The organism is Enterobacteriaceae endosymbiont of Plateumaris sericea (genome assembly GCF_012562605.1).
Classification (GTDB): domain Bacteria; phylum Pseudomonadota; class Gammaproteobacteria; order Enterobacterales; family Enterobacteriaceae.
This window is the reverse complement of the sequence record NZ_CP046224.1, coordinates 2314-26044: the sequence shown is the minus strand read 5'-3', so window position 1 is coordinate 26044 and position 23731 is coordinate 2314. Positions and strand designations below refer to the sequence as shown.

Genomic DNA, 23731 nt, shown 5'->3' with positions numbered 1-23731 from the left:
ATTTAAATGAAATTCAAAGGACATATAATATTTGCTATATCTAGTAGTATTTTAATTAAACATTTTATTTTAAATAAATATATCATTAAATATGATTGGTGGCATATTATTCCAGCATCATTAATAACATGTTTATTACCAGATATTGATCATCCTAAATCTATTTTAGGAAATAGGATAAAAATATTTTCACATATAATATCTAAATTATTTGGTCACCGAGGTTTTACTCATAGCTTATTATCTTTAATTATTATTATTTCTTATTTATTTTTTTTTAATTTAAATTTTATACCTATTGATGTAAAAATTGGATTTATTATAGGTTATTTTAGTCATATATTATCTGATATGTTAACTCCTTATGGAGTCCCATTATTATGGCCATATAAAAAAAAGTTTAAGTTACCTATTATAAAAAATAATTTTTTTAGAGAAGAAATATTTTGTTATTTATTATTAATAATATCTTTGTATTTATTAAATCCTATTGGAAGTCATTTTATTATAAAATTATATAATAATTTAGCTCATTAATTTATTTTAAAATAAATAAAACTTATTATTTACTATTTTTTAATAAAAATTAATGATATTATTTTTATTAAAAATACAAAATTTTTTCTCTATTATCTATAAATTTATGATAAAAACTAAAAAAAAAATATTAGTTACATGTGCATTACCATATGCTAATGGTCCTATACATCTAGGACATATGTTAGAGCATATTCAAGCAGATATTTGGGTAAGATATAATAGAATGAATAATAATGAAATATATTTTATTTGTGCAGATGATTCTCATGGTACTCCTATTATGTTAAAATCAAAAGAGTTAAATATTTCACCAGAAAAAATGATTTCTCAAATATATAAACAACATGTATCAGATTTTAATAATTTTAATATTAGTTATGATAACTATCATACTACACATAGTGATGAAAATAGATTAATATCTAGATCTATTTATTTACGTTTAAAAAAAAATAAATTTATTAAAACAAAAATTATTAATCAATTATATGATGATAAATATCATATGTTTTTACCAGATAGATTTGTAAAAGGAACATGTCCAAAATGTAATTCTTTAAATCAATACGGAGATAATTGTGAAGTTTGTGGATCAACTTATAGTTCTATTGATTTAATTAATCCAGTTTCTATTTTATCCGGTACTCTTCCAAAATTACATGCAACCACACATTATTTTTTCGATTTACCTCAATTTACTAATAAAATTAAAAAATGGATTAGTTCAGGAGTTTTACAAAAATCAGTAGAACATAAAGTAAAAGAATGGTTTATATCTGGATTAAAATTATGGGATATAACTAGAGATGAACCATATTTTGGATTTAAAATACCAGGAACAGTTAATAAATATTTTTATGTTTGGTTAGATGCTCCTATTGGATATATTAGTACTTTTAAAAATTTATGTAATAAAAATAAAAAATTAAATTTTAAAGAATGGTGGAATATTAATTCCATAACAGAATTATATCATTTTATAGGAAAAGATATAATTTATTTTCATAGTTTATTTTGGCCTGCTATTTTAGAAGGAAGTAATTTTAGAAAACCTAATAAATTGTTTGTTCATGGACATGTAACATTAAATGGAAAGAAAATGTCTAAATCAAGAGGTACATTTATTACTGCAAAAAATTGGTTAAAATATGTAGATTCTGATAGTTTACGTTTTTACTATGCTTCAAAATTATCTTTAAATACAGATGATATTGACTTGAATTTAGATGATTTTGTAATAAAGATTAATAATAGTATTGTTAATAAAATAGTTAATTTAGCATCTCGTACATCATATTTTATAAATCGTTACTTTAATAATACATTATCAAAAAATATTGATATTAAATTATATTATAATTTTGTTAAGCAAGCAAAAAATATTAATAATTATTTTCAAAATTTACAATTTAGTCATGTTATAAAAGAAATTTTAAAATTAACAGATATTGCTAATCGTTATATTGATAATGAAAAACCTTGGTTATTATCTAAAAAAAATTATACAGATTCAAATATACAAAATATTTGTTCTATGGGTATTAATATGTTTCGTGTAATTATAACTTATATAAAACCAATTATGCCTATATTATCTAAAAACAGTGAAATTTTTTTGAAAAAAAAAATATGTTTTTATAATTTAGATGAACCACTTTTAGGAAAAAAAATTAATACATTTAAAATATTATTTAAAAGAATTGATATTAAAAATTTAAAAAAAATAATAGAAATATCAAAATTATAATGTTTATTATAATTAATATTTTTTATTAAATTGTATATAATGTTTTATATTATCACTTAAAATATTAAAAGATAAAACAGTTATAAATATAGCTAAACTAGGAAAAACAATTAAATGTGGTGATATTAAGATATCAGATCTTGATTCATTTATCATTGATCCCCATTCAGGAATTGGAGGTTGTACACCAAAACCTAAAAAAGATAAACTTGAAGCAGTAATAATCACTGTTCCTATTCTCATCGTTGAATATATTATAATTGAATTAATAATACAAGGTAAAATATGATAAAAAATAATTTTAATATTAGATAATCCAATACAACGAGATGCCAAGATAAAATCTTGGTTTTTTATTATTAAAGTATTACTTCTTACTAGTCTAATAAAAATTGGAATATTTAAAATAGATATAGAAAAAATTATATTTAAAATTCCATTTTTAATAAAAATTGATATTAATACAGCTAATAATATACTAGGTAATGCAAGTAATATATCACATATTCTCATAATTAAAATATCTAGATAATTTTGATAATATCCAATAAATAATCCTAAAATAGATCCAATTATAGCTCCTATAATTATAGAAATAATACTAATTATTAGTGTAATATGAGTTCCATATAATATTCTACTAAAAATATCTCTTCCTAAAGAATCTAAACCAAACCAATGTAATTTACTAGGACCTTCATTTAAATGATTAAAATCAAAATAATTTATAGGATCAAAAGGTAAAATTAATGGATAAAATATAGATATAAAAATAAGTAATATGATAAATAAGATTGATATTTTAAAACTAAAATTTAATTTATTCATTAATAAAACACCTAAATATGCTCATCTAATTTATTTACTCCTTATATAATAAATTTGTTTTTAAGTTTAGGATTAATTAATCGGTAGATAAAATCTAAAATTATATTAATTAAAATAAATTCTATTGAAAATAATATTATTGAAGCTTGTATTATAGGATAATCTCTCATTTCTATCGCATCTAATAATAATCTTCCCATTCCTGGTAAATTAAATATTATTTCTATGGTAATAGATCCACTTAATAAAAAACCAAATTCTAAACCAATAACAGTAATTATTGGAATCATAGCATTACGCAATGCATATTTTATAAAAATTTTCCATTCACTAATACCATTAGCTCTTGCACTACAAATATAATTTTCTTTTATAATATTTTGTAAAGATATTTTAGTAATTCTAGTAATAATTGATATAATAGTGATACTAAGAGTAATAGCAGGTAAAATATAAATATGATAATTATTATTATAAATTGAAATAAAATTATTTTTTATAGAAAAGAATTCTATTAATAATATTCCAATTATAAAAGGAGGAAATGATATTCCAGCAATAGTAAATATATTTATTATATAATCAATATTACTATTATTTTTTATACAACTTAATACTCCTAATAAAATTCCAATAATAGATCCTATTATAATACTTATTATTGTTAAATAAAATGTATTTAAAAATTTTGGTAAAATTTCTTCTAATACAGATTTTTTAGAAATAAATGAATATCCTAAATTTCCATGTATAATATTTTTTAAAAAAAATATAAATTGTTTAATAAAATTTTGATCTAATCCTAATTCAATACGTATATTTTTAATTGTAATATCACTAACTTCAGGATTACTCATTAAACTAACAGGATCTCCTGGTAATATGTGAGATATTGTAAATACAATAAAAATAATTATAAATATTAATATAATTGTTTCTATAATTTTTTTAAATATAAATGTTAACATAAATTTTAATATTATAATTAATATATTTTATCAACTTCAGTAAAATCAAATCCTCCATCAGGTTGTATATAAAAATTAATTAATTTTTTATTAAAAGCAACAATTAATTTTTCTATTACTAATGGAACCCATGGTTTATCATACCAGATAATATCTTGTATATTTTTATATAATTTTTTTTTTATACATATATTAGTAATTTTATTAGCATTAATTAATGTTTTATCTACAATATTATTACTATAAAAAGAAGTATTAAATAGCATTGGAGGAAATGATAATGTTGAAAATAATGGATTTAAAGCCCAATTAATTTCTCCTGTAGAAGGAGACCATCCTGTATATAACATTAATAATTCACTATATTTTTTATTTTTAGATTCTACTTGTGTAACTCTTTGTTCTGTATTTAAAGCAAATATTTTAACATGAATACCTACTAATGATAATTGTTGTTGAATAATTTGTAATACTTTTAATGATGTACTATTATTATGTGAAGACCATAATATGGTATTAAATCCATTAGGATAACCAGCTTCTTTTAAAAGTTTTTTAGATTTTTTAAGATCATATTTAATTTTTGGATATTGTATTGAATATTTTATTAAAGGAGATACAATTCCATAAGATGGTATAGCACATCCAGAAAAAGCAACTTTTATTAAAATATTACGATTAATAGCATAATTAATTGCTTTTCTAACTTTTAAGTTGTTAAAAGGAGGTTTAGTAACATTAAAACTAATATATCTTTGCATGATTGAAGTAATTATAGATATATTAATATTAGAAGAATTTTTTTTTAAAAATTTTATTTGTTCAGAAGAAATAGGATATGCAAGATCTACTTCCCCATTTTTTAACATTATTATTCGACTATTATTATCTAATACTGATAACCAAGTAATATTATCTATTTTAGGATATTTTTTTTTCCAAAATTTATTCCATTTTTTTACTTTTAAATATTCTTTTGGAGACCATTTAACAAAAATATATGGTCCAGTTCCTACTGGATGAAATTTAATATTTTTACCATACTTATTTATAGCATTAGGTGATACTATAACTGCAGCTGGATGTGCTAAAATATTAATAAATGAAGATATTGGTTGTTTTAAAATAAATTTTACTTTTAAATTATTTAAAATAATAATTTTATCAATAATATTAAATAAACTATATCTTTTATAATTATTTTTTTTATTTTTAAATCGATCAAAATTAATTTTAACAGAATTAGCATTAAAATTAGTATTATCATGAAATTTAATACCAGATCTTAAATAAATAATCCAAATATATCCATTATTTTCTATTTTATAATTATTTGCTAATACATTTTTTATTTTCATATTTTTATCAAATTCAAATAATCCTTGATAAAATGATTTAGCAATATTTTGTGATAATGTATCATTAGCATCATATGGTTCTAAAGTAGTTAAATCTGAACCAATAGCTATTATTATATCTTTTGTATTAGCAAATAACATATTATTAAACATAAATAATAAAATAATAAATAATATTTTATATTTCATATTGTTTTTTAATATCATTATTTATTTACCTTAATTTAATTTTTATATTTAAGTATTATTAAAATTTTTTATTACATAATGATCTATACCTACTTTAATAAATTTTTTTTTTGGTAATATAGTTCCAATAGGAAAAATATTATTTTTTTTAAAATTACTAGAATATAATTCTGTACTAGAATATTTATTATTTTTTATATTCATATTAAATATTGAAAATATTAATTTTTTAGTATAATTATGTTGAGGATTTTCAAAAATTGATTTTGAAGAACCAATTTCTATTATTTCACCTAAATACATTATTGCTATACGATGACTAATACGTTTAATCATTGTAATATCATGAGATATTATTATAAATGATATATTAAATTTTTTTTGTAATTCAAGTATTAAATTAAATATTTTATTTTGTATTATAATATCTAAAGATGAAAATGATTCGTCAGCTATTATAATTTTAGGTTTAATTGCTAATGCTCTAGCTATACAAATTCTTTGACGTTGTCCTCCAGAACATTCTTTAGGATAACGATTTATAAAATCAGATTTTAAACCTACACATTTAAGTAAATATTTTATACGTTGTATTAATTGATCATGTGTTAATAATATATTATGTACTAATAATGGTTCCATTATAGAATAACCAATTTTTTTTTGGGGATTAAGAGATGTATATGAATTTTGAAAAATACATTGTATATTTTTTTTAATATATAATAAATCTTTTGAATTATATAAATTTATTTTTTTATTATTAAGTAAAAATAATTTAATTTGACTATCTACTAAATTAAAAATAGATTTTATTATTGTTGATTTTCCGCATCCAGATTCACCAATTATAGATAATGTTTCTCCTTTATATAAATGTAAACTAACTTTTTCTACAGCATATATCTGATGTGATATTTTACTAAAAAAATTTTTTTTTATATTAAAACGAGTAATAATATTTTTAATTTTTAAAAGTGGTATTTTTTTTTTAATTATAGTTTTATTACATGCATATTGATTATATAATAAGCTATATTTTATAGTATAAAAAAATTTTTTATTTTTATTAAAAATAAATTTAGGATAATTTTTTAATAAATATTTAGTATAATGATGTTTAGGATTATTTAAAATATTAAATACAGAAGATTTTTCTACTATTCTCCCTTTATACATGATAATTACTTGATCTGCTATTAAATTAATTAAACTTAAATTATGTGTAATAAAAATTATTCCTATATTTCTTTCTTTTTTTATATCTTTTATTAATTTTAATAGTTCTTTTTGTAATATAGAATCTAATGCAGTTGTAGGTTCATCAGCTATTAAAATAGTTGGATAACATGATATTGCTATAGCAATACATATTCTTTGTAACATTCCTCCAGATAATTGATAAGGATAATAATTAATAATATTATTAATATTAGGAATTTGTACTAAATCTAATATTTTTTTTGCTTCATTTAATGAATTACTATAACTTTTATGTTGATGTAACTGAATTATTTCTGTTATTTGTTCTCCTATTTTAAATAAAGGATTAAGACTACTAAAAGGATCTTGAAATACCATAGATATTTCTGTGCCTCTAATTTTATTTAAATTTGATAATTTTAATTTAGTTAAATCTATTTTCTTATTTTTTTTTGTATATAAAAAAATATTACCATTAATAATTTTTCCACCATAAAATTCAATTAAACGCATTATAGATAATGAAGTTATAGATTTACCTGATCCTGATTCTCCAATAATTGCTAATATTTCGTTTAAATATGTATTAAATGATATATTATGAATAATTTGAATGAATTCATTATTTTTATTTAATAAACTAATACTAAGATTTTTTACTTCTAGTACATTTTTTTTTTTACATGTACTAATAATATTCATAAATCCTCTAAAAAATATTCAGATATTTATTTTAATAAAATATTAATTTAAAATATAAAAAATATTAATTAATATTTTTTATTATATCTTATAAAATATTAATAAAAAATTATAAATTATTTATTTAATAATAATTGGTACTCTTTTAGACAAAGAACACATTAATTCATAACTAATAGTATTTGCTGATTGAGCAATATCATCTATTTTAATATTTTCTCCCCATAATTCTACTTTACTTCCAATATTTGCAGTTGGAATATTTATTAAATCTACTGCAATCATATCCATAGAAACATCACCTAAAATTTTTGTTATATGTCCGTCTACTAAAATAGGAGTATTATTAGATATGTTTTTAGGATATCCATCAGCATAGCCACATGCTACAATTCCTATACGACGATATTTATTAGTACAATATGAATAATTATATCCTACAGTATTTCCTGGTAATAATTTTTGTATACTAATTATTTTACTATTTAATGTCATTACAGGAATAATTTTATTTTTTTTAATATCTTTCCAATTTCCAGTAGGAGATGCTCCATATAATATTATTCCTGTCCTTACCCAGTCATAATATGTTTGTGGATGCCATAATACAGCAGCAGAATTGGCAAATGAACGTAAAAAATTATATTTATTTATATAATTATTTATATAATTTATAGTATAATTTATTATGTTATGGGATTTTTTAGATGCATTAGCAAAATGAGTCATAAAAGTAACATTTTTTATTTTAATTAAATTAATAATATTTATTACTGAATGAATATGTTTTAAATTAAATCCTAATCTATTCATACCACTATTAATTTTTATATATATGTCAATAGGATACTTTGGTTTATTTAATAGTAACATTTTTAGTTGCCAATTACTATGTATAGTAATTGTTAAATGATATTTATATATTATTGCTAAATCTTTTATATTAAAAAAACCTTCTAATAAAAGAATAGGTTTATTACAACCATATTCTCTTAACAAAAGAGCTTCATCTAAAGTTAATACTGCAAAACCATCAGTTTGTATTAAACTTTTCCAAATATTTTTAATACCATGTCCATATGCATTAGCTTTTATTACTGACCAAATTTTTGATTTAGATATTATATTTTTTATTAATTTTAAATTATGTTTTAATGCATTAGTATTAATAACAGCAAAAATAGGTCTTGTCATTAATTACATCTCTAAAAAAAGTAAATTTATATTTTTATTAGTTTAAATTTATATAAATAATATAAATATATATGTTATATTAAAAGAAATTATATTTCAAGATAGTCATAATTTATTAATTTGATAGAAATATTATTCATCATAATAAAAATATAACTATTCTAATATTTATTAGGAGCTAAATGATGATTACCAGTAAATTTAGTATTGGTCAACAGGTTAGACATAAATTATTAGGTTTTTTAGGAGTAATAATTGATGTTGATCCTGAATATTCACTAAGAGATCCTAAAATTGATGAAGTTGCCAAAAGTAAAACATTACGTAATAAACCATGGTATCATGTAGTAATGGAAGATGATACAGGACAACCTGTACATACATATTTAGCAGAAGCACAACTTTCAGGAGAACCATTAGAATATGAACATCCTGAACATTCATCATTAGATGAACTAGCAGCTTCTATTAAAGAACAATTAATAACACCTAAATTAAGAAATTAATTTTAAATTTTTAAAAGATAAGCGGATAAATATACCGCCTACCTCTATTTTAATATTTAATTATTATTTATTTATATTTTTTTATTATTTAATATAATAAAATTAATTGCATTATTAATATATTTTAAAACTTTATTTTTTCCCATTAAATATATTATATTATTGATAGGAGGACTATTAACCATACCGGTTATAGCTAATCTTAATGGCATAGCTATTTCAGAAAAGTTTAAATTTAATTCTATAGATATTTCTTTTATTGAAGAACTAATAATTAATATTGACCATATATTAATTAACATAAATTTTTTAAATAATTTATTTAAAATATATTTTGTTTCTAAATTTAAATATTTATTTATTGAATCAATTTTTGAATAATTAGGAGTATTATAAAATATACAACATAGATTACTTAATTCTTTTAAAGTATTACATCTATTATTAAATATATGATATAAATCGTTTATTTTAGGACCATTATTTATATTAATATTTTTTTTTTCAAAAAAATTAGTTAAATAATTAATCATATATTTTTTTGATAATTTACTTAAATAATATTTATTTAACCAATTTAACTTATTAGTATTTATAATACTAGGTGATTTACTAATATTATTCAAATTAAATAATTTTTTCATATCATCTAAAGAAAAAATTTCTCTATCACCATAAGACCATCCCAAACGTATAATATAATTTAATAATGCTTCTGGTAAATAACCTTCTTTTTTATATTGTAAAATATTTATATTATTAAATCTTTTTGAAATTTTTTCTCCAGATTGATTTAAAATCATTGAAACATGTGCATATATTGGTATTTTAGCTCCTATAGCTTTAATTATATTAATTTGTCTAGGAGTGTTATTTATATGATCTTCTCCTCTAATAACATGTGTAATTCCCATATCCCAATCATCAACAACTACACAAAAATTATATGTAGGAATACCATCAGTTCTTTTAATAATTAAATCATCTAATTCATTATTATTAAATGTTATAATACCACGTATTTTATCTTTAAATTTTACTATACCATTATCAGGATTACGAAATCTTACTACAAATGGTTTTTTATGTTGATCAATAAGATTATTTAAATTTCTACATTTACCATTATATTTTACTTTTTCTCCTATTAAAATTTGTTCTTTTTTACTTTTTTCTAATTCTTTTTTAGAACAATAACATTTATATGCTAATTTTTTTTTAATCATATTATTAATAATATGATTATATCTATCAATTCTTTTACTTTGAAAATAAGGACCTTCATCCCAATCAATATTTAACCATTTTAATCCATTTATAATATTTTGAATGGAATTTTTTTTATATCTTTTAATATCAGTATCTTCTATTCTTAGAATAAAATTTCCTAAATTTTTTTTAGCAAATAACCATGAATATAAAGCTGTACGAATACTTCCAATATGTAAATTACCAGTAGGACTAGGTGCAAAACGAGTTTTTATTATCATAAAATATCTTATTTTATAATTATTATTATTTTAATATCTCATTATTATATTATATAAATAAATAAAGTTTGATTTTTTATCAAATTTTTATTAAAATATATTGACTTCTTTCTATCTTTGATTATAGCATAATAATATTATTTATTAGGGTGATTAGCTCAGTTGGTAGAGTCCCTCCCTTACAAGGAGGTTGTCGGCGGTTCGAGTCCGTCATCACCCATAATTAAATAGGGTCGTTAGCTCAGTTGGTAGAGCAGTTGACTTTTAATCAATTGGTCGCAGGTTCAAATCCTGCACGACCCAATAATTAATTAAAATTAATTATTTTAAATAATATTATTTAATTTATAAAAATTATATTTATAAATACTTAAGATTTAAATTTAAATAAGTTACATTTATTTATATTTAAATTTATGATAAATTACAATTATTAATCATTCAGTAATAATTATAATTATTTATAGATAAAATTATGCATTATAATAAAAAAACTATATCCATACATAATGGTTTAAATACAGATAAACAATATGGTTCTGTTATTCCTCCAATATATTTAACTACTACTTATAATTTTAATAGTTTTAATAATCCTAGAAAACATGATTATTCTAGAAAAAGTAATCCTACAAGAGATACATTACAAAATGTTATATCGTCATTAGAAAATGGATTAGGATCAATTACCACTAATAGTGGTATGTCTGCAATTTATTTAATAATTATATCAATATTAAAACCAGGTGATCTATTAATTTGTCCTAATGATTGTTATGGTGGAAGTTATCGACTTTTTAAAAGTTTATTAAAGAAAGGAATATATAAAGTAAAATTTATAACTATGTATGATAAAAATCAATTATTATCTGTTTTATTAGATAAACCTAAAATGGTTTTTATAGAAAGTCCTAGTAATCCATTATTAAATGTAGTTAATATTACTGATTATTGTAATGAAATACGTAAATCAGGAGCAATTAGTGTAATAGATAATACATTGCTTAGTCCAGTTTTTCAAAATCCATTAAATTTAGGAGCTGATTTAGTAGTTCATTCATGTACAAAATATTTAAACGGTCATTCTGATGTAATAGCAGGTGCTGTTATCTCTAAAAATATAAAAATTCTTGAAGAATTATCTTGGTGGAGTAATAATATAGGAGTAACTAGTTCAGTTTTTGATAGTTATTTATTACTTAGAGGAATTAGAACATTATATCCTAGACTAAAAAATGCAGAAACAAATACTTTAATTATTATTAAATATTTAAAAACTCAAAAATTAGTAAAAAAAATATACCATCCATCACTTAGTAGTAATATTGGACATAAAATAGCAAAAATTCAACAAAAAGGATTTGGAGCTATATTAAGTTTTGATTTTAATGGTTCTAAAAAAATGTTGAGTGTTTTTTTAAATTCATTAAAATTATTTACTTTAGCAGAATCATTAGGGGGAGTAGAAAGTTTAATTTCTCATTCAGCAACTATGACCCATGCTTGCATAACAAAAGAAGAAATGTTACAAGCAAAAATTTCTGATTTATTATTACGAATATCAGTAGGAATTGAAGATTCAAATGATTTAATATCTGATTTAGATAGAGCATTTTTTTATGCTAATAAATATCGTTAGTATTATTTTTTATATTATAAAAAATTAGAAATATTTGCGCTCTACAGGATTCGAACCTGTGACCAATAGCTTAGAAGGCTATTGCTCTATCCTACTGAGCTAAGAGCGCAGAAATCTCATATTAACACAATATTTTATTATTTTAAATAAATTAAAAAAATTAATAATAAAATTATTTAAAACGAGTTTTTTCTAAAATGCAAGCTAAAATTATTAATGGAAAAATTGTTGCTACAAAAATATATACCAAAATAATTAAAAAAATGAAAAATTTTTTATTAAAAGGATATAGACCACCAGGATTAGGATTTATTTTAATTGGTGATGATATAGCATCTAAAATTTATGTACAAAATAAACGTAAAATTTGTAAAAATTTAGGATTTATTTCTCATGATTATAATTTACCTAAAAATACAGATAATTATACTATAATAAAAATCATTAATTTATTAAATAATGATAATAATATAGATGGAATATTAATTCAATTGCCGTTACCTAAAAATTTCAATACAACTCAAATATTAGAAAAGATCTCTCCTAATAAAGACGTAGATGGATTTCATCCATATAATATAGGCAGGTTATGTCAAAGAATACCTTTATTACGTCCATGTACATCTTTAGGTATAATAAAATTATTAAAATTTTATAATATAAAAATCGTAGGTTTACATGCTGTTATTGTAGGAGCATCTAATATAGTTGGTCGGCCTATGGTTATGGAATTATTATTATTTGGTTGTACTATTACAATTACTCATCGTTTTACTATAAATTTAAAATATCATATAAAATCAGCTGATTTATTAATAGTTGCTATAGGAAAACCTAATTTTATACCTGGTGAATGGATTAAATTAGGTGCTATTGTAATAGATGTAGGAATTAATAGATTAAATAATAAAATTATAGGTGATATAAATTTTAATTCAGCAATTCAAAGAGCTTCTTACATTACACCTGTTCCAGGAGGAGTAGGACCTATGACAGTAGCAACATTAATGCAAAATACTTTACAAGCTTATGAGCTTAGTTATATTAAATAAAAATTTTAAATATAACAAATAATAAAGTTGATCTATAAGCCGGATTCTGTCTTGAACAGTCATTTATCTATTATAATAATTACTTATTATATTTTAGCAGCTTACCCAGGTTTTTATAAGTACGGGTTAATACAAACCTTATTTAGCCTTGCTCCTGGTGGAGTTTACATTGTCATATATTATTACTAATATATCGGTATGCTCTTACCATACCTTTTCAACCTTACCATTATTATTACTTTATTATGGCGGTATTTTTTCTGTTGCACTTTTCGTAAGTTTCCACTTCCCAGGAATTACCTGGCACCATAACCCTATGGAGTCCGGACTTTCCTCTTTTATATTAAATAAAAGCGACTGTTTAATCAACTTTATAATATTATATATATCATAAAATAATAATCAATATTTATTTTTTAAAAATAAAGTATATAGTATATTTCTTTTAATTTTATAAATATTAGCAGTAATATTAATAGCTTTTTTTAAAGGTAAATATTTTTTTAATATTAATAAAGTTTTCATTACTTCTTCAGGTATTTCATTAGAAATATTATTATAGAACCCATCAATTACTAAAACTATTTCTCCTTTTAATCTATTTTTATCTTCTTTAATCCATAAAATTATTTTTTCAATAGTATCTCCATAAATACATTCCCATTTTTTTGTTATTTCTCTAGCTATTACTAAATATCTATTTGATCCAAAAATATTTTTAATATCATTTAAATTATTTAATAATCTATGTTTAGATTCATAAATAATTAATGTTCTTTTCTCTAATTTTAATTCGTTTAATCTACTTAATCTTTTATTTTTTTTATTTGGTAAAAATCCTTCATAACAAAATTTATTTGATGGTAGTCCAGAAGCAGATAATGCTAAAATAGCAGCGCAAGGTCCAGGTATAGGTATAATTTTAATAGCATTATTTTGAAAACGACATAATTTTACTATTCTATAACCAGGATCATTTATTAATGGTGTTCCTGCATCTGATACTAATGCTATATTATAGCCATTTTTAATTTTATTAATAATAATTTTAGAATGTTTTTTCTCATTATATTCATGATATGAATATAATTTATTTTTGATATTAAAATATTTTAATAAAATTCCTGTTTTTCTTTTATCTTCAGATAAAATTAAATCTACTTTTTTTAAAATAATTAATGATCTATGATTAATATCATCATAATTACCTATTGGAGTTGGAACTATATATAAATTTCCTAATATTTTTTGATTCGTTTTCATATATTTAAGCTTATTTAATTTTTTTAAAAAAATACTTACTTTTAATTTTTAAAAAATGTATAATGAATAGTTATTATTTTTTATAAAAAAAAATAAAATAATAAAATGGAGGAATGGCCGAGTGGTTGAAGGCACCGGTCTTGAAAACCGGAAATAGGAAACTATTCGAGAGTTCGAATCTCTCTTCCTCCGTAAATAAATAATTTTTATGTATAAAACATTATAAATAAAAAATTTAATATATGTATAATCAAAAATCTCAAAATATTTCTTGGAATAAAAAATTAGCAGAAAATATTGCTTGTAAAGAAGGAATTATATTAACATCGGATCATTGGGAAATAATATATTTATTACGTATGTTATATAAAAAATTTAATACTATACCTAATGTACGTATGTTAATACTTATTTTAAAAAAAAAATATGGTAATTTAAAAGGTAATAGTACTTATATATTTAATTTATTTCCTAAAGGACCAATCAAACAAGCATCAAAAATTGCTGGATTACCCAAATCTAATATATGTTTATAAAATTTTTTTAGTTCCACCAACAGTCATTTTATCTATTTTTAAAGTAGGTTGTCCTACACTTACTGGTAAGGATTGACCATTTTTTATACAAGTTCCTATTCCATTATTAAAACTTAAATCATCACCAATCATAGATATTTGTTTCATAATATTTTCTGAAGATCCTATTAATGTTGTATTTTTTATAGGTTGTGCAATTTTACCTTTTTTAATTAAAAAAGCCTCTGCTGTTGAAAAAACAAAATTACCTGAAGTTATATCTACTTCTCCACCACTTAGGGAAAAAACATAGACTCCATATTCAACACTATTAATTATATCAATTACTTTTGATTTACCTTTTAATAAATATGTATTTGTCATTCTAGGCATAGGTAAAAAAGCATAAGAAGATCTTCTTGCATTTCCTGTAGACTCAATTCCAATAAGAGAAGAATAATAATTATCATACATATATTTTTTTAATATACCATTTTTAACTAATACATTATATTGACTTGGTGTTCCTTCATCATCAATATTAAGAGAACCATTAGCATTTTTTAATGTACCATTATCTACTATAGTACATATGCTTGAAGCAATTTTTTTTTGTATTTTATTATTAAAAATAGAAGTTTTATAATAATTAAAATCTCCTTCTAATCCATGACCTATTGCTTCATGTAATAATACTCCAGGAGAACCATTTCCTAATACAACTGGAATTAATCCTGATGGTGCTTCAATAGAATTTAAATTATTTATTGCTGCCATGGTAGCTTCATAAATAATATTATCAATATATTTTTTTTGTTTTTTATTATCAATAGATATAATAGAATTAGAATCTATTCTACCACCTATAATTCTACAACCAACTTCTCGTTTATTATCATCTTCAACAATAATATTAATATTAATATTTACTAAAGGTCTAATATCCATTGATATTTTATTTTCATTAGTTATTACTAATATTAATTCATAAGAATTATTAATTTTTACTTGAACATTCTTAACTTTTTTATCTAATGTACGTGCTGTATTATCTATATATTTTAAAAAATGTATTTTTTTTTCATAAGAAATATTATTAATAGGATTAATTATAGTATAATTATACTGATTATTTTTTATAATATTCAAATTTATTTTTTGATTTATAAGATTTTTTTTATTATTATATTTTTTACTAAAAATATTATTTATACAATGATTAATTGATTTTGATGTGATATCATTAGTGCAAGAAAAATAAATAGTATTATTTTTTATTACTCTAACTCCTATTCCTTGTTCTGTTTTATAAGAACAATCTTTAATAAGACTATTATCTAAAAACCAATATTCATTGGTTATAGATTGTAAATATAAATCAGTAAAATAAATATTATTTAAAGAAATTTTATCAATTAAATAAGATAAATAATTATGAGAAATGTTATTTTTTACTAATAATTCATTAATTACTATATTATGATTATCCATATTATCTGTTTTATTTAAAAAATTAAATATTTATTTAAATTAATATTATTTATAATTAATTTAAATTTTAATTATTATTAATAATACATTATATATAATATATCTTTATTATAAAAAAGTAAATAATAGTTTTATTAAATATTTTACTTCTATTAAATATAAATAATATTTTTGATTAAAAATTAATTTTATAAAAATAATAAAAATATTTTATTTTAAGATATAAGTAATAAGTATTTTAATTCTGTTATTTTAAATAAAGGACTTGCATTAATAAAATTTAATCCTCTTGATTTTAAATCATCATTAGTTGTTGCTGTTACAATAGCAACAGGATATTCTTGTAATAAATTATTATATAATGCTGATATTACTAAAATATCTCCTTTTTTTATATTAATATTTTTTGGTAAAATTTCTGATATTAAATCAGATTTACAACCATTACCTTTAATAATAAATTTAATATTACTATTAGTTGATTTTATTGATATAAAACTTTTAGTACTACATATTAAACGAACATGACTTGTTAATTTATTTGTATAAATTACTTGTCCAACAAGTCCAAAACGATTAATTACTAATTGACCTTTATGTATGTTATGTATACTACCTTTGTTAATTAGTATTTCATCAGAATAAAAATTAAAGTTAATTGGTAATTTTTCTACAAATATTTTTTTTATATAAGATTTAGTAAAAATAGGTATATCTAATAATTCTTTTAATTTTTGGTTATCATGTTTTATTTTTTGTAATTGAATAAGATCATATTCTTTTTTTAATATTTGATGATATAAATGTTTATTTTCTTTTTTTAAGTTATTATTAATATGTCTAATATCAATTAAATTATTAAATTGAGAATAAGATTTATTTAATAAAATATTTATAGGATTTATTAATATATCAACAAAAGGTTTTAAATTAAAAAAATAATTTATTATTAAAAAAAATAATAAAAGTAATATAATACAAATTATTTTTGTTTTAGATTTTATTTTTTTATTAAAAAAATTTTTCATATGTATATTTAGATTATAAAATATAATTTACTCTTCACTAAATAAGTCTCCACCATGAATATCAATCATTTCTAATGCTTTTCCACCACCTCTAGCTACACAAGTTAATGGATCTTCAGCAATAGACACAGGAATTCCGGTTTCTTCTATTAATAATTTATCAAAAGATTTTAATAGAGCACCACCTCCTGTTAAAACCATACCTCTTTCTGAAATATCAGAAGCTAATTCTGGTGGACATTGTTCTAATGCAATCATAACTGAACTAACAATACCAGTCAATGGTTCTTGTAATGCTTCTAATATTTCAGTTGAATTTAATGTAAAACTTCTTGGAACTCCTTCAGCTAAATTACGACCTCTAACTTCTATTTTTAATATTTCGTCATTAGCAGTAAAATAAGCTGAACCAATATGATGTTTTATTCTTTCAGCTGTTGCTTCGCCAATAAGAGATCCATAATTTCGACGTACATGATTAATAATTGCTTCATCAAATTTATCACCTCCTATTCTTACAGAAGAAGAATATACAACTCCATTTAAAGAAATAACAGCTACTTCAGTTGTACCACCACCTATATCTATAACCATTGATCCTGTAGCTTCAGAAACAGGTAATCCTGCACCTATAGCTGCTGCCATAGGCTCATCTATTAAAAAAACTTTTCGAGCTCCAGCTCCTTGAGCAGATTCACGAATAGCTCTTCTTTCAACTTGAGTTGCTCCTACAGGAACACATATAAGTACTCTAGGACTAGGTTTCATAAAACTATTACTATGAACTTGTTTTATAAAATGTTGTAACATTTTTTCAGTAACAAAAAAATCTGCTATAACTCCATCTTTCATAGGTCTAATTGCTGATATGTTTCCTGGTGTTCTACCTAACATTTGTTTTGCACTATGTCCTACAGCAGCAACACTTTTAGCAGATCCTGATCTATCTTGTCTAATTGCAACTACTGAAGGTTCATTTAAAACTATTCCTTGTCCTTTAACATAAATTAAAGTATTTGCTGTTCCTAAATCAATAGATAAATCATTAGAAAACATTCCTCGAAATTTTTTAAACATATAAAAAAATCCTGCTTTGAAATTTTTATTTTATAATTATAAAAAATTAATTAATTAAATTAATATACATTTATTTTAAAAATAAATATAGATATCTTTTATAAAGATATATTATAAATAATTAATATATATATTATGAGTAAAATAATGATAAAATATAAAAATAATATTTTAATTTTAAATGGACCTAATTTAAATCTTTTAGGAAAAAGAGAACCTAAAAAATATGGATATTTATCTTTAAATAAAATTATTGATAACTTAATAATAAAAGCTAATAATAATAATTGTAAATTAAGCCATTTTCAATCTAATTCTGAACATTTGTTAATAGATTATTTAATTAATTTTACTAATAATATTAATTATATTATTTTTAATCCAGCAGCATTTACACATACTAGTATTGCATTACGTGATACTTTATTAGCAATTAATATTCCTTTTATAGAAATACATATAACTAATATTTTTGCTAGAGAATCTTTTAGAAAAAAGTCTTATTTTTCTGATATTTCTAATGGAATAATATCTGGATTAGGAATAGATGGATATTTTTTAGCTTTAGAATTAATAATTAAAAGATTAATATAATTTTATTTAAAACTAATTTCATAATTAAATAATATTAATTATATATTATACAAAACATGATTAATTTATAGTAAGTTAATCATGTAAAATGTTTATATTTTAAAAAATATATATTTAAAATATTAATTTTTAAATAATTTATGAGAAAAAATAATTGATGGATTAATTTCTCCTACTGTACCTATTAATTTTACTTCTGGTTCTAACCAAATGCCAAATTTATTTCCTACACAATAATATATTTTTATTGCTAAACTTAATATGTCATTACTTGTAGCTTTAAATTTATTAATAATGATTAATGAATGTTTAGAATATATCATAGCACCACCATGAGTATATCCTTTTAAATTACATTCATCAATTAACCATGCTGCTGAAAATTTAAATATATTATTTTTAATAATATAAGGTATATTTGGAAATTTTTTTAAAATTTTAGATCCTAATTTAGGAGAAACTAAAGGATTTTTAAAAAAACTACCTGCATTACCGTATATTTTAGGATTTGGAATTTTATTTTTTCTTATTTTACAAATATGATTAAAAATTTCATGAGGTGTAACTGTATTAAAATTTAAATGATTTAGATCTTTATAATTTATATTTGGTTTCCATTTTTTAGAAATAGTAATACCTAAAGCTATAATAGCATAATTACGTATATAAAAATTTCTAAAAACACTATCTCTGTATTTAAAATTACATTTTTTATATGATAAACGTATTATTTTTTTATTTGAAAAATTAATTATATCTACATATTTACAAAAATTTTTTAAACTTACACCATAAGCACCAATATTTTGTATTGGAGCAGATCCAACACAACCAGGAATTAATGCTAAATTTTCTAATCCAAAAATATTTTTTTTTATAGTATATTTTACTAATTGATGCCAATTTTCTCCTGAAGAGACATGTAAATTCCAATAATTTTTAGATTCATTTATTATAATACCTTTCAATCTATTTATTATTACAATACCTTGAAAATTATTTAAAAAAAGAACATTACTACCTGAACCTAATATAATATATGGTATTAATTTTTGATTATTTTCTTTCCATAAATAATATAATTCGTTAATATTTTTTATTTTAATAATTTTAGAAGCATGAACATCTATTCCAAAACTATTAAAATGTTTTAAAGAATTTTTATAAATTATCATGAATCTTCTTTTATAAACTTTTATTAATTTATCCTGGTATTTTCCTACTCTCACATGAGTAAATCTCACACTACCATTGGCACTACAATGTTTCACTTCTGAGTTCGGAATGGAATCAGGTGGTACCATTGCGTTATATATACCAGGATGAAAATTTAATTAATTATATAAATAGTTTTAATATTTAAACGATTCTGGTGTTGTAAGGTTAAGACTCACGGGTGATTATTAGTACTGGTTAGCTCAACATATTACTATGCTTACACATCCAGCCTATCAACGTTATAGTCTCTAACGTCCCTTTAGGGATATACATAAATAATAAATATATCCAGGGAAGAATAATCTTAAGGTAAGTTTCGCGCTTAGATGCTTTCAGCACTTATCTTGTCCGCATTTAGCTACCGGGCAATACCATTGGCATGATAACCCGAACACCAGAGATGCGTTCACTCCGGTCCTCTCGTACTAGGAGCAACTCCTTTCAATCTTCCAACGCCCACGACAGATAGGGACCGAACTGTCTCACGACGTTCTAAACCCAGCTCGCGTACCACTTTAAATGGCGAACAGCCATACCCTTGGGACCTACTTCAGCCCCAGGATGTGATGAGCCGACATCGAGGTGCCAAACACCGCCGTCGATATGAACTCTTGGGCGGTATTAGCCTGTTATCCCCGGAGTACCTTTTATCCGTTGAGCGATGGCCTTGTCATATAGAACCACCGGATCACTAAGACCTGCTTTCGCATCTGTTCGAGCCGTCACTCTTACAGTTAAGCCAGCTTATGCCTTTGCACTAACCTCACGATTTCCGACCGTGATTAGCTGACCTTAGTGCTCCTCCGTTACTCTTTAGGAGGAGACCGCCCCAGTCAAACTACCCACCAGACACTGTTCCTGATCCGGATAACGGATCTAGGTTAGAATAGTAAATGTTAAAGGGTGGTATTTCAAGGTTGACTCAATACTAACTGGCGTTAATATTTCATAGTCTCCCACCTATCCTACACATTAATATTCAATATTCAGTATCAAGCTATAGTAAAGGTTCACGGGGTCTTTCCGTCTTGCCGCGGGTATACTGCATCTTCACAGCAATTTCAATTTCACTGAGTCTCGGGTGGAGACAGTCTGACCATCATTACGCCATTCGTGCAGGTCGGAACTTACCCGACAAGGAATTTCGCTACCTTAGGACCGTTATAGTTACGGCCGCCGTTTACCGGGGCTTCGATCAAAAGCTTTTCGTAAAAAACGATAACTTCATCAATTAACCTTCCGGCACCGGGCAGGCGTCACACCGTATACTTCCACTTTCGTGTTTGCACAGTGCTGTGTTTTTAATAAACAGTTGCAGTCAGCTGTTATCTTAGACTGGCTTCAGCTCCAAAAGTAAATTTTTTTACTTACATGCCAGTGTGCCTTCTTCCGAGGTTACGGCACTATTTTGCCTAGTTCCTTCACCCGAGTTCTCTCAAGCGCCTTAGTATTCTCTACCTGACCACCTGTGTCGGTTTAGAGTACGATTCTATGTTATCTAGAGCTTAGAGGATTTTCTTGTAAGTATGGTATCAATTACTTCAATACAATAAAGTATTTCGTCATTACGCCTTAATGTTTTATTATTAATTATCCGGATTTTCCTAGATAATCCATCTAAACGTTTAAACCAAGACAACCATCACTTGGATAACCTAACCTTCTTCGTCCCCCCTTCGCAATAACATTGAGTACAGGAATATTAACCTGTTTTCCATCGACTACGCTTTTCAGCCTCATCTTAGGTGTCGACTTACCCTGCCTCGATTACCGTTGGACAGGAACCCTTAGTCTTTCGGCGAATAGGTTTTTCACCTATTTTATCGTTACTCATGTCAGCATTCGCACTTCTGATATCTTCAATAAATTTTACAATTTATCTTCAACGATTTACAGAACGCTCCCCTACCCAATAAATATAAAATTTATTGTCGCAGCTTCGGTGTATAATTTAGCCCCGTTACATCTTCCGCGCAGGACGACTAGACCAGTGAGCTATTACGCTTTCTTTAAATGATGGCTGCTTCTAAGCCAACATCCTGGCTGTTTATGCCTTCCCACATCGTTTCCCACTTAATTATAACTTAGGGACCTTAGCTAGCGATCTGGGTTGTTTCCCTCTCCACAACGGACGTTAGCACCCGCTGTGTGTCTCCCGTGATAACATTATTCGGTATTTGAAGTTTGCATCGGATTGGTAAGTCTGGATGACTCCCTAACCGAAACAGAGCTCTACCCCCGAATATGAATAACACGAGGCGCTACCTAAATAGCTTTCGGGGAGAACCAGCTATCTCCCGGTTTGATTGGCCTTTCACCCCTAACCACAAGTCATCCGCTAATTTTTCAACATTAGTCGGTTCGGTCCTCCAGTTAGTATTACCAAACCTTCAACCTGCTCATGGCTAGATCACCGGGTTTCGGGTCTATACCTTGCAACTTAACGCCCTTTTAAGACTCGGTTTCCCTACGGCTCCCTTATACAGTTAACCTTGCTACAAAATATAACTCGCTGACCCATTATACAAAAGGTACGCAGTCACACTTTTAAAATAACAAATGCTCCTACTGCTTGTACGTATACGGTTTCAGGTTCTATTTCACTCCCCTAACCGGGGTTCTTTTCACCTTTCCCTCACGGTACTAGTTCACTATCGGTCAGTCAGTAGTATTTAGCCTTAGAGGATGATCCCCCTATTTTCAAACAAGATACCACGTGTCCCGTTCTACTCTTCGAGATCACAATTAATATATTTTTATATACGGGACTATCACCCTGTTTCGTATGACTTTCCAGACATTTTTACTAATATAATAATTGATTAAGTCTCTGGGCTATTTCCTTTTCGCTCGCCGCTACTAAGAAAATCTCAGTTGATTTCTTTTCCTCAGGTTACTTAGATGTTTCAGTTCTCCTGGTTCGCTTCGTTATTCTATGAATTTAAATAACGATAATGTATAAAATATACATTAGGTTTCCCCATTCGGATATCATCGACTAATAACGCTTCAAATCAGCTTATCGATGCTTTTCGCAGATTAGTACGTCCTTCATCGCCTCTGACTGCCAAGGCATCCACCGTATACGCTTATTTACTTAACCTTACAACCCACAATCGTCTATTTATG

General features: G+C 23.3%; 18 protein-coding genes, 4 tRNA genes, 2 rRNA genes and 1 other RNA gene. 10 read left to right on the top strand and 15 right to left on the bottom strand.

The features are described from left to right. Window positions 1–6 precede the first annotated feature (6 nt). On the top strand, window positions 7–537 hold the full coding sequence (locus tag GJT84_RS00135) for a metal-dependent hydrolase (protein ID WP_168866856.1): 531 nt from the start codon (window positions 7–9) through the stop codon (window positions 535–537). A gap of 106 nt (window positions 538–643) precedes the next feature. Then, entirely contained in the window at window positions 644–2287 is a 1644-nt protein-coding gene (gene metG, locus GJT84_RS00130) for a methionine--tRNA ligase (RefSeq protein ID WP_168866855.1), read from the top strand. Between the two features lie 12 nt (window positions 2288–2299). Here metG and GJT84_RS00125 read toward each other — a convergent pair whose 3' ends face one another. The 5 genes from GJT84_RS00125 to alr all read right to left on the bottom strand — a co-directional run bounded on the left by GJT84_RS00125 (window position 2300) and on the right by alr (window position 8729). Then, window positions 2300–3115: an ABC transporter permease subunit gene (locus GJT84_RS00125; RefSeq protein ID WP_168866854.1), complete on the bottom strand. Its 816-nt coding sequence runs from the start codon at window positions 3113–3115 to the stop codon at window positions 2300–2302. A gap of 41 nt (window positions 3116–3156) precedes the next feature. Then, window positions 3157–4083: an ABC transporter permease subunit gene (locus tag GJT84_RS00120; RefSeq protein WP_168866853.1), complete on the bottom strand. Its 927-nt coding sequence runs from the start codon at window positions 4081–4083 to the stop codon at window positions 3157–3159. A gap of 17 nt (window positions 4084–4100) precedes the next feature. Continuing rightward, entirely contained in the window at window positions 4101–5648 is a 1548-nt protein-coding gene (gene gsiB / locus GJT84_RS00115; RefSeq protein WP_168866852.1) for a glutathione ABC transporter substrate-binding protein GsiB, read from the bottom strand. Window positions 5649–5678: 30 nt separating this feature from the next. Further along, window positions 5679–7535: an ABC transporter ATP-binding protein gene (locus GJT84_RS00110; RefSeq protein ID WP_168866851.1), complete on the bottom strand. Its 1857-nt coding sequence runs from the start codon at window positions 7533–7535 to the stop codon at window positions 5679–5681. Between the two features lie 120 nt (window positions 7536–7655). After that, window positions 7656–8729 carry an alanine racemase gene (alr, locus tag GJT84_RS00105; protein ID WP_168866850.1) on the bottom strand — a complete coding sequence of 358 codons (1074 nt, stop codon included), beginning with the start codon at window positions 8727–8729 and terminating at the stop codon, window positions 7656–7658. Window positions 8730–8914: 185 nt separating this feature from the next. Between alr and hspQ the strand changes: the two genes are divergently transcribed. Continuing rightward, window positions 8915–9235, top strand: a complete 321-nt coding sequence (gene hspQ / locus GJT84_RS00100; RefSeq protein WP_168867346.1) for a heat shock protein HspQ — start codon at window positions 8915–8917, stop codon at window positions 9233–9235. A gap of 71 nt (window positions 9236–9306) precedes the next feature. On the opposite strand, the gene gltX is transcribed toward hspQ, so the two are convergent. Next, window positions 9307–10725 (bottom strand): glutamate--tRNA ligase, encoded by a 1419-nt coding sequence (gltX, locus tag GJT84_RS00095; protein ID WP_168866849.1) that lies wholly within the window; start codon window positions 10723–10725, stop codon window positions 9307–9309. 147 nt (window positions 10726–10872) lie between these two features. Here gltX and GJT84_RS00090 point away from each other — a divergent pair. The 3 genes from GJT84_RS00090 to metB all read left to right on the top strand — a co-directional run bounded on the left by GJT84_RS00090 (window position 10873) and on the right by metB (window position 12364). Continuing rightward, window positions 10873–10945: transfer RNA gene (locus tag GJT84_RS00090), tRNA-Val, on the top strand. Between the two features lie 10 nt (window positions 10946–10955). After that, window positions 10956–11028: transfer RNA gene (locus tag GJT84_RS00085), tRNA-Lys, on the top strand. Between the two features lie 172 nt (window positions 11029–11200). After that, complete coding sequence (gene metB, locus GJT84_RS00080) at window positions 11201–12364, top strand: cystathionine gamma-synthase (protein WP_168866848.1); 1164 nt, start codon at window positions 11201–11203, stop codon at window positions 12362–12364. A 35-nt stretch (window positions 12365–12399) separates the two neighbouring features. Here metB and GJT84_RS00075 read toward each other — a convergent pair. Next, window positions 12400–12473, bottom strand: a tRNA-Arg gene (locus tag GJT84_RS00075). A gap of 88 nt (window positions 12474–12561) precedes the next feature. Here GJT84_RS00075 and folD point away from each other — a divergent pair. Continuing rightward, window positions 12562–13416 (top strand): bifunctional methylenetetrahydrofolate dehydrogenase/methenyltetrahydrofolate cyclohydrolase FolD, encoded by an 855-nt coding sequence (gene folD, locus GJT84_RS00070; RefSeq protein WP_168866847.1) that lies wholly within the window; start codon window positions 12562–12564, stop codon window positions 13414–13416. Between the two features lie 19 nt (window positions 13417–13435). Here the strand turns inward: folD and rnpB are convergent. Further along, window positions 13436–13789: RNase P RNA component class A (rnpB, locus tag GJT84_RS00065), an RNA gene on the bottom strand. Between the two features lie 29 nt (window positions 13790–13818). Then, on the bottom strand, window positions 13819–14679 hold the full coding sequence (gene rsmI / locus GJT84_RS00060) for a 16S rRNA (cytidine(1402)-2'-O)-methyltransferase (protein ID WP_168866846.1): 861 nt from the start codon (window positions 14677–14679) through the stop codon (window positions 13819–13821). Window positions 14680–14786: 107 nt separating this feature from the next. On the opposite strand from rsmI, the gene GJT84_RS00055 reads away from it, so the two are divergent. Both GJT84_RS00055 and GJT84_RS00050 read left to right on the top strand, forming a co-directional pair. After that, window positions 14787–14871: transfer RNA gene (locus GJT84_RS00055), tRNA-Ser, on the top strand. A 50-nt stretch (window positions 14872–14921) separates the two neighbouring features. Continuing rightward, window positions 14922–15215, top strand: a complete 294-nt coding sequence (locus tag GJT84_RS00050; protein WP_168866845.1) for a TusE/DsrC/DsvC family sulfur relay protein — start codon at window positions 14922–14924, stop codon at window positions 15213–15215. On the opposite strand, the gene tldD is transcribed toward GJT84_RS00050, so the two are convergent. From tldD to GJT84_RS00035, 3 genes are all read right to left on the bottom strand, one after another. Beyond that, on the bottom strand, window positions 15210–16685 hold the full coding sequence (gene tldD, locus GJT84_RS00045; RefSeq protein WP_168866844.1) for a metalloprotease TldD: 1476 nt from the start codon (window positions 16683–16685) through the stop codon (window positions 15210–15212). The two genes, GJT84_RS00050 and tldD, sit on opposite strands and share 6 nt — an antisense overlap. A 215-nt stretch (window positions 16686–16900) precedes the next feature. After that, the gene (mreC, locus tag GJT84_RS00040; protein WP_168866843.1) at window positions 16901–17713 is read right to left on the bottom strand and encodes a rod shape-determining protein MreC; all 813 of its coding nucleotides are present in this window, start codon (window positions 17711–17713) and stop codon (window positions 16901–16903) included. A 27-nt stretch (window positions 17714–17740) separates the two neighbouring features. Beyond that, window positions 17741–18790 (bottom strand): rod shape-determining protein, encoded by a 1050-nt coding sequence (locus GJT84_RS00035; RefSeq protein ID WP_168866842.1) that lies wholly within the window; start codon window positions 18788–18790, stop codon window positions 17741–17743. 150 nt (window positions 18791–18940) lie between these two features. Here GJT84_RS00035 and aroQ point away from each other — a divergent pair, with 150 nt between their 5' ends. Beyond that, window positions 18941–19384 carry a type II 3-dehydroquinate dehydratase gene (aroQ, locus tag GJT84_RS00030; RefSeq protein ID WP_211080604.1) on the top strand — a complete coding sequence of 148 codons (444 nt, stop codon included), beginning with the start codon at window positions 18941–18943 and terminating at the stop codon, window positions 19382–19384. Between the two features lie 122 nt (window positions 19385–19506). On the opposite strand, the gene murB is transcribed toward aroQ, so the two are convergent. From murB to GJT84_RS00015, 3 genes are all read right to left on the bottom strand, one after another. Continuing rightward, complete coding sequence (murB, locus tag GJT84_RS00025; RefSeq protein ID WP_168866841.1) at window positions 19507–20559, bottom strand: UDP-N-acetylmuramate dehydrogenase; 1053 nt, start codon at window positions 20557–20559, stop codon at window positions 19507–19509. A gap of 31 nt (window positions 20560–20590) precedes the next feature. Next, window positions 20591–20706: ribosomal RNA gene (rrf, locus tag GJT84_RS00020) — 5S ribosomal RNA — on the bottom strand. A 57-nt stretch (window positions 20707–20763) separates the two neighbouring features. Then, window positions 20764–23705, bottom strand: a 23S ribosomal RNA gene (locus GJT84_RS00015). Between the last annotated feature and the right edge of the window lie 26 nt (window positions 23706–23731).